The 14,069-nt window shown below is 69.4% G+C and carries 10 protein-coding genes; 5 read left to right on the top strand and 5 right to left on the bottom strand.

Going from position 1 to position 14,069, the window contains the following annotated elements; genetic code table 11:
• Positions 1–168 precede the first annotated feature (168 nt).
• Both J2S59_RS07060 and J2S59_RS07055 read right to left on the bottom strand, forming a co-directional pair.
• The gene (locus J2S59_RS07060; RefSeq protein WP_181641418.1) at positions 169–3,048 is read right to left on the bottom strand and encodes a cell wall-binding repeat-containing protein; all 2,880 of its coding nucleotides are present in this window, start codon (positions 3,046–3,048) and stop codon (positions 169–171) included.
• Between the two features lie 855 nt (positions 3,049–3,903).
• Entirely contained in the window at positions 3,904–6,399 is a 2,496-nt protein-coding gene (locus J2S59_RS07055; protein WP_068116488.1) for an ATP-dependent Clp protease ATP-binding subunit, read from the bottom strand.
• 361 nt (positions 6,400–6,760) lie between these two features.
• Between J2S59_RS07055 and J2S59_RS07050 the strand changes: the two genes are divergently transcribed.
• Entirely contained in the window at positions 6,761–7,054 is a 294-nt protein-coding gene (locus J2S59_RS07050; protein WP_181641417.1) for an AbrB/MazE/SpoVT family DNA-binding domain-containing protein, read from the top strand.
• Positions 7,051–7,362 carry a hypothetical protein gene (locus J2S59_RS07045; RefSeq protein WP_068116484.1) on the top strand — a complete coding sequence of 104 codons (312 nt, stop codon included), beginning with the start codon at positions 7,051–7,053 and terminating at the stop codon, positions 7,360–7,362. Before J2S59_RS07050 ends, J2S59_RS07045 begins: the two co-directional genes overlap by 4 nt.
• 203 nt (positions 7,363–7,565) lie before the next feature.
• Here the strand turns inward: J2S59_RS07045 and J2S59_RS07040 are convergent, their stop codons facing one another.
• Positions 7,566–7,898: a histone-like nucleoid-structuring protein Lsr2 gene (locus tag J2S59_RS07040; RefSeq protein ID WP_068116482.1), complete on the bottom strand. Its 333-nt coding sequence runs from the start codon at positions 7,896–7,898 to the stop codon at positions 7,566–7,568.
• Positions 7,899–8,059: 161 nt separating this feature from the next.
• Complete coding sequence (locus J2S59_RS07035) at positions 8,060–10,633, bottom strand: SEC-C metal-binding domain-containing protein (protein ID WP_181641416.1); 2,574 nt, start codon at positions 10,631–10,633, stop codon at positions 8,060–8,062.
• Between the two features lie 82 nt (positions 10,634–10,715).
• Between J2S59_RS07035 and J2S59_RS07030 the strand changes: the two genes are divergently transcribed.
• Together J2S59_RS07030 and J2S59_RS07025 are read left to right on the top strand one after the other, a co-directional pair.
• Positions 10,716–10,961, top strand: a complete 246-nt coding sequence (locus J2S59_RS07030; protein WP_068116481.1) for a FitA-like ribbon-helix-helix domain-containing protein — start codon at positions 10,716–10,718, stop codon at positions 10,959–10,961.
• The gene (locus tag J2S59_RS07025; RefSeq protein WP_181641415.1) at positions 10,958–11,353 is read left to right on the top strand and encodes a type II toxin-antitoxin system VapC family toxin; all 396 of its coding nucleotides are present in this window, start codon (positions 10,958–10,960) and stop codon (positions 11,351–11,353) included. The genes J2S59_RS07030 and J2S59_RS07025 overlap by 4 nt, the downstream gene beginning before the upstream one ends.
• 18 nt (positions 11,354–11,371) lie before the next feature.
• On the opposite strand, the gene lysS is transcribed toward J2S59_RS07025, so the two are convergent.
• The gene (gene lysS / locus J2S59_RS07020) at positions 11,372–12,895 is read right to left on the bottom strand and encodes a lysine--tRNA ligase (protein WP_068116479.1); all 1,524 of its coding nucleotides are present in this window, start codon (positions 12,893–12,895) and stop codon (positions 11,372–11,374) included.
• Positions 12,896–13,016: 121 nt separating this feature from the next.
• On the opposite strand from lysS, the gene J2S59_RS07015 reads away from it, so the two are divergent.
• The gene (locus tag J2S59_RS07015; protein WP_068116477.1) at positions 13,017–14,051 is read left to right on the top strand and encodes a hypothetical protein; all 1,035 of its coding nucleotides are present in this window, start codon (positions 13,017–13,019) and stop codon (positions 14,049–14,051) included.
• Positions 14,052–14,069 lie beyond the last annotated feature (18 nt).

Below are 14,069 nucleotides of genomic sequence, written 5' to 3'. Positions count from 1 at the left end.
GAAGGCGCCGTCCAATCGGTCGATCGTCCCGACCCAAGCCCCGCCGCCCGACATGCACTTCCGCTGATGCAGCTGGCTGATGGACATACAGAAGCCCCGACCCCCGTAAGAGGGGGGCCGGGGCTTCTGATCAGGCGGCGGGCGTACTAGGCCCTAAGCCAGGATCTGTCAGACGGCAACGGTCGACACAGGAGCGGTCGGACCGGTGTTACCCGTGGTGTCAGCGACGCTGTTCGCGGCAAGCGTCACCACGTTGCCAGTGACGAGCGCACCAGTCGTCACGGTGATGGTGCGACCGTCAGGCGAGACGGCGACGCCGGTGACTGCAGGCTGCGTAGCCCCGCCCGTAACCGTGAAGTCACCCGTCTGAACCGTTGCCGGGTTCAGGGCTTCGTTCGCGGTGAAGGTCACCGTGGTGGCGCCGGCTACCGGAGCCGCTGCCGGAGCGGTAACGACCGGCGGCGTCTGGTCCACAGGCTCGACATCGATGGTGACATCGCCCGTGCTGACGTTGAACCGGTTGCCGGCGAGATCTGCGATGCCGCTCGAGTCAACGATGTCAGCAGGGTTCTGGACACCCACGGTGCCACCCGCCTGCAGGATCGTCGGCGCACCCGTCAGCGTGACCGTGAGCACACGACCCGCCTGGCGAGAAACATCGCCGACAGTCTCGGCCGCAGTGTTCAGTGCGAACGTGGCATTCGTGCCGTTGACCAAATTGGCGATGGTGCCATCGGTGTCCCGGACCTGCAGAGTCGCACCAGCGGCCGGGGCAGCCATGGTCTCATCGAAGACGACCTTGAAAACGTCACCCTGGTCGAGCTGACCAGCGAGCCCGCCAGTCGTGCTGAACCGAGTGTCCACTGCCGTTGGGCGAGTGGTGTCGGGGCCGGGCGTAACCGAGTTGACCGTGCCAGCCGCAGCCCACGGGCTCTGGTCACCGTCAACAATGCCCGCGACGCGGTAGGTGTACTGCCCAGCAGGCAGGTTCTCGTCAACGTACTGGATACCGGCGGCGTTGCGGTCCGCGTCGTCGGCTGCAGTGATCGTTGCGATGGTCGCAAAATCACCGGGGGCCGGCGCCGCGCCCTGGGCGCGCTGAATGATGAAGCTCGAGTACGTTGCAGCCGTCGACGGGGCGGTCGGCGTGACCGTAACGGTGACGTCGTTGCTAGAGGCACCCGAGCCCGCAACAGCGGCGCCCGTGACCCTCGGCGAGCTGTCCGTCAGGGTCCACTGCGACGAGAGAGCCGAGTTCGCGTAGTAGGGCGCGACGGTGACGGTGTCACCGCGGTTCAAAGCGGCCTCGAACTGCTCCAACGTGCGCGCCGGGGGGGTCGCCCCGCTCAACGCGAAGGTGTCGTTCGCGTCGTAGCTGTAGGTGCGAGCCGCCGGGCCGACACCGAAGGTGACGGTGTTCGCGTCCTTGTCAACAGCGGTCACGGTGCCGGTCGCGCTGGCCTCGCTGGTGGCAGCAGGTGCAGTCCACGTGGTGGTCCCGCCCACACCGAACTCCTCGGTGGGAGTGTTGTCCGCGGCCAGGTCCAGGCCTGCAGTGCCGCCGGCGCCATTGAAGAACACAACCGGAGTCACGGCATCCGCCTGCGCGGAGTTCACCGTGAACACGATGGTGCCGTTGACGGGCGTAGCGGTTGTGGTCTCGGTGCCCACGCCGGGGGTGCTGTTGTTGACGGAGGTGATTCGGGCGTCGACGGTGCCGCGGTCAGCGACGTTGTTACCGGTCGTGCCGTCTGCGTTGGTCTCCGCGTCAGCGAAACTGACCACCTGACCGGTGCGAATGACATTCGCAGCGTCGAACAGCTGAATCTGGTACGTACGGGTGTCGTCGAGCCCAGAGACGGTGTAGCGGCGCACACCCTGCGTGCGCTCGTCCGCAGCCGTCGACGGGTCGTCAGCGGCGAGGGAGAACGGCAGCGTCGCAGCCTCGGCCGGCGTCACGGCGTAGTCGGCGTTGCTAGCCGGCGGGGGCTCCTCGCCCTCGGCACCAGCAGCGGCCTCCATCTGCGCCTCGACGTTGGCCGGGACGGCGAGAGGACCACCGAAGAGCAGGCCATCCTCGAGCGTCGCAGCGTTGTCCTCGAGGTACGCGAGCAGGTCCGGACCCGCGACGCCCTCACCAGCGGTGATGAGCAGCGGGGTCTGGGTCTGACCCGACAGCGCGCCGGCGCCGAGCGCGTCAGCGCCCTCGCCCTGCGGGCGGCCGGAGGCGACATTGACGGACTCGTTGGTGAAGCCCATGTTCTGGACGGCGTACTCCGCGACCAGGCGCGAGGTGTCGGCACGGTTGCCGCCCTCGAACCGCTCGATCACGGTGATGCCGGCAGCCTCGAGCTGGTCCTTGACGGCGTCGCTGACGGCGTTCAGGCCACCCACGATGATGGCCTCGTCGACGTCGGCCGCGAGGAGCGCGTCGATGACCTCCTGGGGAGCGGAGTCAGCGTTGACCAGACCCAGCGGGTGGTTGCCGGCGAAGGCCAGCGGGCCCGCGGCCAGTGCGTCGGCGAAGCCGGTGCCGCTGGCGATCAGCGCAACGTTGGACGTGCCAGCACCGTCACCCTCGGCGATGATCGCCGCGGCGGTGTCGAAGCGGGTGCGGCCCGAAATGCGCTCGACGGTGTAGTCGGCACGCAGAGCGGCCTCCTGCGCCGCGGAGACCGCGAGCTCTCCACCAACGATGATGACGTTGTCAGCGCCCGACGCCTCGATGGCGTTGCGGACGGAGGTGGGGGTGCTGTCGCCCTGGGTCAGGATGACCGGGGCGTTGCGGTCGCCCGCGAGGAAGTTGGCCGCGAGGGCGTCGGCGAAGCGACCCGACTCGCCGCTGGCGAGGATCACGGTGTTGGCGTTGCCGAACCGCTGGGCGGTCTCGGCGGAGGTGTCGTACCGGGTCTGGCCGGCCACACGCTCGAACTCGAATCCGGGGACTGCGCTGGCGGCGCCGGCCGTGAACACCGAGGTGCACACGAGCGCGGTCGTCGCGAGGCTGGCAATGCCAGCCTTGCGCCACCCGATGTTGGGCTTACTCAAGATCTCCTCCAAGAGAACTCGTAACGAGTGGGGGTGCTACCCCCTGAGGGCGACGGCCCCCACTCGGGACACCGTCCGTACTGCGTGCCACACCTTACACATCTCTGGCGGGGCGCCGGACCGATTACCCCTCGCATGTGTCGCTAAACAGTTGATCACTGAAATCTCGACTCAGCCGCGTGGGCTAGGCGGCAGCTGCGCCCTCCCGGCCATCAGTCGGGGAGGGCGGCCCTCCGTTGCCCACGAACGGGCGCGCGGAAACGAGAAATCCCAACGAACACGGGGGTTTCTGGGTCACGTGAGGCGCGTGTGACCTTCGTCGCCTCCAGCTTCAGGGACACCCGTGGGACCCCGCGCGGAGACCCGACAGGCCCCTGATAACGCTTTGGCAACGACACAGCTGTGAACTGCTTACCGGCAGGTACCGGTGGCCGGGGTCCTGCTATGCGGACACTTGAGCCATTTCGGACGGCCCGACGCCGGAGATCGCCCGTCGCTGGCCTGCCGGGCGGTGAAGGGGCAGGACCGCCGGTCAGCGTCTTCCCGAGCGCCCAGCTCGTGCTCCTCGGTGTGGCCGGTCCGGCGGGGTCGCGCCCGCGGCCCCGAACGACGTACGCCCCCGGGTGGGACCCGGGGGCGTACGGCGTGGTGTGGCTGTGGAGTTGTGCTGGTGGTTTCGATACGGCCTCGGCTAGCGCCTCGGCCTACTCAACCAACCAGGAGTCCTGGCTAGCGCCTCGGCCTACTCAACCGACCAGGGGTCTCGCCTAGCGCCTCGGCCTACTCAACCGACCAAGGTCTCGACTTCGCTCGACCGACAACGTGAGCTCGACCGACCAGGTGAGCTCGACCGACTTAGTTCTCGGCGGCCTCGACCGGGGGCATGTCGGGCAGCTCGCCGCGCTGCTCACCGGCGAAGGTGAACGTGGCGGTCGGGCCCTCGCCCTCGACGTCGACCAGCACGATCTGGCCGGGACCGACCTCGCCGTACAGCATCTTCTCGGCGAGGACGTCCTCGATCTCGCGCTGGACCGTGCGGCGCAGGGGCCGCGCGCCGAGCACGGGGTCGAACCCGCGCTCCGCCAGCAGGTCCTTGGCCTTCTGGGTCAGCTCCAGGGACATGTCGCGATCCTTCAGGCGCACCTCGACGGCGGCGACCATGTTGTCGACCATTGCGACGATCTGCTCCTTGGACAGCGGCGGGAAGACCACGATCTCGTCGACGCGGTTGAGGAACTCCGGACGGAAGTGCTGCTTGAGCTCCTCCGAGACCTTCGCCTTCATCCGCTCGTAGCTGCCCTCGGTGTCGCTGGCCTGGTTGAAGCCCAGGTTGACGCCGCGCGAGATGTCACGCGTGCCGAGGTTGGTGGTCATGATGATGACGGTGTTCTTGAAGTCGACCACCCGGCCCTGGGAGTCGGTCAGGCGACCCTCCTCCAGGATCTGCAGCAGCGAGTTGAAGATGTCGGGGTGGGCCTTCTCGACCTCGTCGAAGAGCACGACCGAGAACGGCTTGCGGCGCACCTTCTCGGTGAGCTGGCCGCCCTCCTCGTAGCCGACGTAGCCGGGAGGCGAGCCGAACAGCCGCGAAACGGTGTGCTTCTCGGCGAACTCGCTCATGTCGAGCTGGATGAGTGCGTCCTCGTCGCCGAAGAGGAACTCCGCCAGCGTCTTCGACAGCCACGTCTTGCCGACGCCCGAGGGGCCGGCGAAGATGAACGACCCGCCGGGACGCTTGGGGTCCTTCAGGCCGGCACGCGTACGCCGGATCGCCCGGGAGAGCGCCTTGACGGCCTCCTCCTGACCGATGACCCGCTTGTGGAGCTCGTCCTCCATCTTGAGCAGACGGGTGGACTCCTCCTCGCTGAGCTTCACGATCGGGATGCCGGTGGCGACCGCGAGGACCTCGGCGATCAACTCGTCGTCGACCTCGGCCACGACGTCCATGTCGCCGGCCTTCCACTGCTTCTCGCGCTCGGCCTTGCGCAGGATGAGCTGCTTCTCCTCGTCCCGCAGGGACGCGGCGAGCTCGAAGTCCTGACCGTCGATCGCGCTCTCCTTGCGGCGGCGCACGTCGGCGATCTTGTCGTCGTACTCCTTGAGGTCCGGCGGCGCGGTCATGCGCTTGATGCGCAGGCGCGAGCCGGCCTCGTCGATGAGGTCGATCGCCTTGTCGGGGAGGAACCGGTCGGAGATGTAGCGGTCGGCCAGGGTGGCGGCCGAGACCAGCGCCTCGTCGGTGATCGTCACGCGGTGGTGAGCCTCGTAGCGGTCACGCAGCCCCTTGAGCATCTCGATCGTGTGCGCGATCGACGGCTCCTGGACCTGGATCGGCTGGAAGCGGCGCTCGAGGGCGGCGTCCTTCTCGAGGTACTTGCGGTACTCGTCGAGGGTGGTCGCGCCGACGGTCTGCAACTCACCGCGGGCCAGCATCGGCTTGAGGATGCTGGCGGCGTCGATCGCGCCCTCGGCCGCGCCGGCACCGACGAGGGTGTGGATCTCGTCGATGAACAGCACGATATCGCCGCGGGTCTTGATCTCCTTGAGCACCTTCTTCAGGCGCTCCTCGAAGTCACCGCGGTAGCGGGAGCCCGCGACCAGCGCGCCGAGGTCGAGGGTGTAGATCTGCTTGTCGCGCAGCGTCTCGGGGACGTTGCCCGAGACGATGTCCTGCGCGAGACCCTCGACGATCGTCGTCTTGCCGACACCGGGCTCACCGATGAGGACGGGGTTGTTCTTCGTACGGCGCGACAGGATCTGCATGACGCGCTCGATCTCCTGCCCGCGCCCGATGACCGGGTCGAGCTTGCCCTCGCGGGCGGCCTGCGTGAGGTTGCGGCCGAACTGGTCGAGGACCAGGCTCGAGGACGGCGTACCTTCCTGCGGCGCGCCGGCCGAGGCGGTCTCCTTGCCCTGGAAGCCCGAGAGCAGCTGGATGACCTGCTGGCGGACCCGGTTGAGGTCGGCGCCGAGCTTGACCAGCACCTGGGCGGCGACGCCCTCGCCCTCACGGATCAGGCCGAGCAGGATGTGCTCGGTGCCGATGTAGTTGTGGCCGAGCTGCAGCGCCTCGCGCAGGGACAGCTCGAGCACCTTCTTCGCCCGAGGGGTGAAGGGGATGTGGCCGCTGGGGGCCTGCTGGCCCTGGCCGATGATCTCCTCGACCTGGGCGCGCACGGCCTCCAGGGAGATGTCGAGGCTCTCGAGCGCCTTGGCGGCGACGCCCTCGCCCTCGTGGATCAGCCCGAGCAGGATGTGCTCCGTGCCGATGTAGTTGTGGCTGAGCATCCGGGCCTCTTCTTGGGCCAGGACCACCACTCGCCTTGCTCGGTCGGTGAACCGCTCGAACATCTTCTGCCTCGCTCCCGCCGTCGCCACAGACGGCCATTCACACGTCGCTGACGCGCGCCCTGGTTAGGCGCGCTCAGTGGGTTCAACCCGTCTCCCAGCCTACGTGTTCCCCATGGGACCGACTTCACCCTTCGCTGTGGGCGAACGGGGGTGGCTGAGCGGCGCCCGGGCCCTCAGCGACCGGGCGGCGTCTCCTCAGCCGACCGAGCGACCCAAGTCGGGCGGGTCGTGAACGGCAGACGCCAGTCAGCGCGCTCCTCATCATCGGACCCAGCCGTCCGGCCGCATTGCGGTTTTGCGGCGTTACGGTCGGTCGTGGCATCATGGCCACATGGGTGCCACGCAGCGTTTCCACGGGTACGTGAGCCTCCAGAGGCGCGGGGTCGTCGCGCTCCCGGCCGAGGTGCGCGAACGCATGCACCTGGACGAGCCCGGTGCCCAGCTGGAGGTCACGGAGCGCGAGGACGGCGTTCTTGAGTTGCGGGCCGCGCTCCCGGTGCCGGCCGACCAGGCATGGTTCTGGACCCAGCGCTGGCAGGAGCGCGAGCGTGAGGTCGAGGCCTATGTGGCCGCGGGTGAGGTCGCGGTCCATGACGACGTCAACGACTTCCTCACCCACGTCGACGCCGTGGCCGACTCCTCGGCCGAGGAGTGAAGTTCGAGACCACGCCGGCGTTCGACCACGACGTCCGGCGTCTGAAGCGCGAGCACCTGGCGGCGTTCAAGAAGGTCGTCGGCGAGAAGTTTGCGCCCGCGTGCGACGCGTACGCGGCCAACCCAGCCACCCCGTGGCCAGTCTCGCTGCGGGTGAAGGCCGTTCAGGGCGCAAACGGCGTCCTGGAAATGACCTGGTCGTTCGCCAGCCCCGACGGCCGAGCCACCTTCGAGCTGGTCACCGTGGATGGTGAACTGCGCTGCCGGTGGCGTCGAGTCGGCGATCACGATGTCTTCAAGAACCCGTAGCCACCGAAAAGAACTCGACGACGACACTCTTCACAATTGACTGACCAGATCGAGCCGATAAACGGTCCGGAAGGCAAGCGTCACGATCGCGCTGTCGCCACGGCGAGCTGCAGGTGGATAAAGGGCAGCCGAGGACGAACGCGAATGCGAGCCCGGCGGTGGTCTCGACAAGCTCGACCAACCGTTGCCGCTCACCGACGCCGTCAGTTGGCGGAGTCGTACGCCTCACGCAGCTCGGCCGGGATCCGGCCGCGCTCGGGGACGTCGTAGCCGTTCTCGCGACCCCAGGCGCGGATGTCGGCGGCGCTTGGTCCGCTGCTGTTGGTCGACCGGCCCCGGCCACCGCCGCGGCGTCCACCCGAGCCGGACTTGCGGGCGTGGCCGACATAGGTCGCCAACGTGTCGCGCAATTCCTGGGCGTGCTGGGCGTTCAGGTCGATCTCATAATTCGTACCATCGAGACCGAACCGGACCGTCTCGTCGGCCTCACTGCCGTCGATGTCGTCAACCAAGATGATGCTGACCTTCTGCGCCATTGCGGGAATTCCTCACTCAGCCGGGGAACGGGGCATTTGCTCCGGGACGACAATAGCGCAACCACAAGCACTCCCAATAACGGCGACTCGGCCGTTCAGACGGGCAACGGTGCGCAAAACGAGCGCTATCCGAGATTTGGCGCTGCGTTCGCCCGGTGACGTCACAACCCCAAAGCCGTGCGCAGTCGGTCCGGGTCCATCTGGCCCGGGCCGGTGGCCGGCGGGAAGCTGTCGAGCAGCCGGATCAGGTCCGGACGCCGCGTCGGGTCGGCAGCGGCCTCGCGGGGCGTGACCCCCGCCAGCGCGGGGATCGACTCATCGAGCCATGCCTGCTCGTGCTGGCGCACGAGCTGGTCAAGCGCAGCCAGCAGGTCCGGGTCGTCGGACGTCGGCCCGGACGATGACGCCAGCGGGGCGCGCGTGGGTTCGCTCGGCAGGTCATCCATGGTGCGCCGCACGTCCTCGACCAGCTCGAGGCCAGGCTGCAGCTCGCGCAGCGCGGAGAGGACGCGGTCCATGCGCGGGCCGCTGTTGGTCTCGACCGTCAGCTCGTCGCCGTCCAGGATGAACGTCGCCCGCACCCGCTCCATCCCGTGTGTCACCACGGTCGCGTGCCAACGCCAGTCATCGACGCGTTCGTAGGTGTCGTCCAGCGCGCGCACGAGGCCTTCGACGTCTGGGCTGCGCAGGACGGCCTCGCAGAAGAGGAGGTCGTCGCCCTCGGTGTTCGTCATCACCGGCGGGGCGAAGCGGCGCGTGAAGAGCTCGACGAGCTCGTGCGGCGTCGGGTCCTCGTCGAGCAGCGCGATCAGAGTGTCGCGCTCGCGCAGCGACACCGACTCGAGGCCGCCGAAGATCTGCATGGTGTCGCCGGCCGGGACGACGCGGGCGCAGATGAGCTCACCGGCGCGCAGCGACCGGCTCGCCGTACGTTCCCGCACCTCGTGCCGGTCGCCCGTGCGCAGGTCGCGCACGCTGAGCCCGGCGCCCGGGCGCACGTCCTCGATCTCGAACACCGACCGGTCCACCAACAACCATTGCTCGGCGAGCAGCCGCTCGTCGTCGGGCAGCAGGACGCCGCGCTCCTCGAGGAAGGCCGCGAACGCGCCGCCCTCGAACAGCACCGCGTCGTTGACGAGCGGGTCCTGGATCGCGGCGAGCATCGCCGCCCGGTCCCCGTCGTACGCCGACCGCACCTCAGCCAGGTCGATCACGTCGTGGCGCCACGGTCCGTCGGTCAGGTAGCGGCCGGCCTTCTGGTAGAGCCACGCCGCCCGGTCCTCCAACGGCAGCACTTCCCGACCGCGGTGGCAGACCTTGTATTTGCGACCTGACCCGCACCAACACGGGTCATTGCGTCCCAGGTCGGAACGGTCGACCGGACGGAAGTGCTGCAGGACCTGCACGAGCGAGTCGTCATCCGAGATTCCCGCCTGGCGCAGGAGCGAGAGGCCGCGCTCAGCGTCGCCCCGGTCACTGGCGTAGTTGGCCAGGTCGAGCAGGACCGGCTCCCACCCGGCGTCGAGGGTGCGCGCCTGCTCGAAGGTCCGCTCAGCCGTGATCGCGTCCCCCAGTCGCTCGTGCGCTTTGCCACGCAGCCACCGCAGCGCCACCCGCGCGGCACGCGGAGCGCGCGGCTCCATCGTCTCCGCGAACAGGCCCAACGCCGCTGCGCCGTCGCGGCCCGCGCCGACGGTCTCCACCAGCACCGCCTCTGCCACGTCCGGATCGGCCAGGAAGTCCAGCGTCGCGCGGACCAGATCCGGGTCGAGTGCCGGACTCCCCGGGTCGTCCGGTCCGGCGGGCCCGGGCTCGTCCAGGACGGCAGCGGGGTCGTCGTACGCCGCTGCGCGCTCCACCAGCGCTGCCACGTCGTCGTACAGGCTGGTGATCGTGAGCACCGCCAACGCTGCGTCCTCGTCGAGCCGGTGGAGGTGGGCGAGGCGTCGCAACCGTTGGCGGCTGCGCCAGCCGGCGAAGTCGAAACCGGCCGGAGCCACGAGGTCGACGTCCCAGATCAATCCCGCTGCGGGGAGCAGCTCGGATAGCGGAGGCTGCGGGGTGCGGAACACGTCCGGGTCGTCGGCGCACGCCGACCACACCACGGCGGCGATGCTCCCCGGGTGTTCCGCGGCCTCCGGGGTCGCGCCGGCCACGACCTCCACGGCCTCGGGCGAGACCTCGTGAGCGGTCGCAGGAGCAAGCTCGAACCCGTCCTCCCTCACCGTCACGCCGATTGTGTCGCCCGCCGCGAGACCTGCGCGGGTGAGCGCGTCGGGCGCGAGCAACCAGACGCCGTCATCATCCGCGTCGAGGGTGACGCCGCGCTCGGCAAGCACGTCATCATCGAAGCCCACGAGCGCCTCCTGCACGATCGAACCGTCGACGAGACGCCGGAACCCCTCGTCCTCGGTGAGAAGGGAGACCGGGGACAGATCGGGTGCGACAGCCAGGAAGCCGAGGTCGACCTCGGCGGCACTCAGCCGGTGCGTGAAGGTTCGACCGCGCAGCAGCGCCGGGAGCAGGACCAACCGCTCGTCAGCCAGCGACATCAGCAGCGGGGTCAGTTCCTCGTCGTCGATGACATCCATGACCGCGTCGAACGGATCGTCGCCGAGCGCGACGCCGCGGGCGACGAGGTCCTCGGCGATCTGCTCCTCGGTGCGGGCGAGGCCGTCGCCCATCAGGTCCGTGATCGCGGCGGCGATGGCTGTCAGAGGCGCGGGGGTCGACACCCGCGGGAGACTACCGAGCGACCTTCACCCGCCCACCGCCCAGACCCAGAGATGAGCGATATCGCAGTGATATCGTCTGCCCATGGACGTCCTGATCAAAGACCTCCCCGACGACGTGCACGCAGAGCTGACGCGACGCGCCGCATCGCGTGACATGAGCCTGCGGGCCTACCTGCGAGAAGTGCTCGCCGGCCATGTGGCGAGCCCGTCCATGGACCAGTGGCTGGACCACGTGCGAGACCTCGGCCCCGCTCACACCGGCGGGCCGACCGGGGCCGATCTGGTCACGACAGCGCGCGTCGAGGACGACGAGCTCGTCGACAGGTGAGCGTCCTCGTCGTCGACGCCGCCCTGGTCGTCGACCTCGTCTGCGACTTCCCGCCAGCCGCGGGCTACCGTGCCGCGCTCGCCTCCGCCGAGGCCGTGGCGGCGCCGGCCCACCTTGACGCGGAGGTGCTGTCAGCGCTCGGACGCCTCCACCGCGCCGGCCGACTGACCCACGCGGCCGCACGCGTGGAAGCACTCCGCACGTTCAGCGCGCAGCGCTGGCCACTGCAGCCCCTGTTGCCGGCGGCCTGGGCGCTGACCGATCGGATCGCGACGCGAGACGCGTTGTACGTCGCCCTCGCGGCCTCACTCGACGCCGTACTGCTCACCACCGACGAACGCCTCCGTCGCGGCGCGGCAGGACTCGTCGCGGTGACCCAGCCTGCCGACTGACTCCTGGGCGGCGCCGCCTCACTCCGGGCGCAGCAGCGGGAACAGGATCGACTCGCGGATCCCGACCCCGGTCAACAACATCACGAGCCGGTCGACACCGATGCCGATGCCACCGGCCGGCGGCATGCCGTGCTCCATCGCGCGCAGGAAGACCTCGTCGAGCTCCATCGCCTCGGGGTCGCCCTCAGCGGCCTTGAGCGACTGCTCCTCGAGCCGCTCGCGCTGGATGACGGGGTCGTTGAGCTCGGAGTACGCCGCCCCGAGCTCGACGCCGTTGATGATCAGGTCCCACGCCTCGTTGAGCCCGGCCTGGGCACGGTGCGGCTTGGCGAGCGGCTTGACCTCGGCGGGGTAGTCCATGACGAAGGTCGGCTGGATGAGCGAGTCCTCCACGAGCTGCTCGAACAGCTCGACCACGATCTCCGCGGCACCCCAGTCGTCCTTGAGGTCGACCTCGTGCTGGGCAGCGATCGCGCGCAGCTCGTCGGCGGGCGTCTCGGCAGTGATGGTGCGTCCGGTCGCCTCACTCACGAGGTCCATGATCGACGCCTCGCGCCATTCGGCCTCGAGGTCGATGATCGACCCGTCGCGAGCGGTGACCTGGGTGCGACCGACCGCACGCGCCGCATTGCGGATCAATGCCTTGGCGAGCGCGATCATCGAGAACTGGTCGCCGTACGCCTCATAGGCCTCGAGCATCGAGAACTCCGCAGCGTGGGTGGAGTCCAGCCCCTCGTTGCGGAAGGTGCGCCCGATCTCATAGACGCGGTCGACGCCGCCGATCATCGCGCGCTTGAGGTCGAGCTCGAGCGCGATGCGCAGCAGCATCTCCTGGTCGAAGGCGTTCAGGTGGGTCTTGAACGGCCGGGCCGCGGCGCCTCCGTTCGTCAGCTGCAGGATCGGGGTCTCCACCTCGACGTACTCCCGCTCGTCCAGCGTCGCGCGCAGCGCCTTGAGCACCGACGCCTTCACCCGCACGATCTCGCGGGCCTCGGGTCGCACGATCATGTCGAGATAGCGCAGCCGGACCCGCGCCTCCTCGCTCAGCGGCTTGTGCTCGTTGGGCAGCGGGCGCAGCGCCTTCGCCGCCATCGTCCAGCTGGTCGCCGCCACCGAGAGCTCCCCCCGGCGGCTCGTGATGACCTCACCCTCGACGCTCAGCAGGTCGCCGATGTCGACCAGTGCCTTGAACTCGTCGAGCGGGTCCTGCCCGATCTCCGCCAGCGACAGCATCGCCTGGATCTCGGCGCCGTTGCCCTCGCGCAGCCGGACGAAGCAGAGCTTGCCGGTGTTGCGCAGGAAGATCACGCGCCCGGTGATCGCCACCTGCTGCCCGGTCCGGGTGTCGGGCGCGAGGTCCTGGTCGTCGAAGTACTCCCGGATCGCGGTGATCGTGTGGGTCCGCGGCACCGCGATCGGGTAGGCGCCCTTGCCCGAGGAGATCAGCCGGTCACGCTTCTCCCGGCGTACCCGCATCTGCTCGGGTACGTCGTCGGCCTGGGCATCGGCCTGGTGCTCGGGGGAAGTCGGCTGGTCGGTCATGGTGCTCGATCCTAGAGACCGCGTGGGGCCCACCTCTGCCCGGCTCGACTTGCGACATCCGGCACTGCTCACGCCGGCGTATCGGTGCCAGATGTCGCAAACCCCGGGACGACGGACGCCTGTGGATGAGCGCCGCGACGCGGAGGCGAACTTCGCGACGCTGTCGGGCATGAACGACGTCCGTTGTCGTCCGCCGCGGCTGGTCGCGCCCGTGCGCGTTGGCTCCGGGCCGCCCGCACCCAGCCGTGGCGAGGCACGCGGGAAGCGGTGGCGGCGTGCCGGCCCCGGTCTCTACGTGCCGTCATCGGTGGAGCCGACCGTCGAGCAACGCATCGTGGAGGAGTGGGCGCGGCTGCCGGAGGCCGTCGTGACCGGCTGGGCAGCCGCGCGCCTCCACGGGGCGGCCTATCTGGACGGCCTCGACTCCGGTGCGCCACGCCCCGTCCCACTCCTGCTTGCGCCGGGGAGCAGCGCGCCCCGTGCCTGGCCCGGCGCTCGGATCGTCCGCCAACCGCTGCCGGCACAGCACCGAGCCGAGATCCAGGGAATTCCGGTCACGACTCCGGCACGAGCGGTAGGTGACATCGCCCGCCTGACGCGGGATCACTACACCGCAGTCGTCGACGTGGAGATGGCGTACGCCGCCGGCATCGCCCACCCCACCTGGGTCGCGACAGCCCTGGACGATGCGCCTGTTTGGGGCGCCCGTCGGGCGCGACAGGTGCTGCGGGTCGCCGGTGTCCGCAGTTGCTCACCACCGGAGTCACGCCTGCGCCTCGTGTGTCGGGCGATCGGGTGGGACCCCCTGGTCAACGTCGAGGTCTTCGACCCCGACGGCGAGTTCCTGGCCCGCCCGGACCTGCTCGACGTCGAGCGTGGCATCGCCATCGAGTACGACGGCTCCGAGCACCGCACCGCTGCTCGGCACCGTCAGGACAACGCGCGGCTGCACCGGTTGCGCAGTGCCGGACTCGAGGTCGTGACCATCGTCGGGGGCGGCCTGCTCACTCCTGACGACCGGGTCGAGGCCGTCCGGCTCCTGCATGACGCGGAGCGACTGGCCGCCCGACCCCGGGAGCGCGCGTGGACGCTGGACGCGCCGCCGTGGGCACGACCTTGGGTCCCGCGCGTCGCGCAGCTGCGGGTCGACGGATAGTCGTCGACTTGCGACATC

It is taken from the genome of Nocardioides massiliensis, assembly GCF_030811215.1.
Classification (GTDB): domain Bacteria; phylum Actinomycetota; class Actinomycetes; order Propionibacteriales; family Nocardioidaceae; genus Nocardioides_A; species Nocardioides_A massiliensis.
Note: the sequence above shows the minus strand (reverse complement) of the source record. Positions and strands in the feature narration are given on the sequence as shown.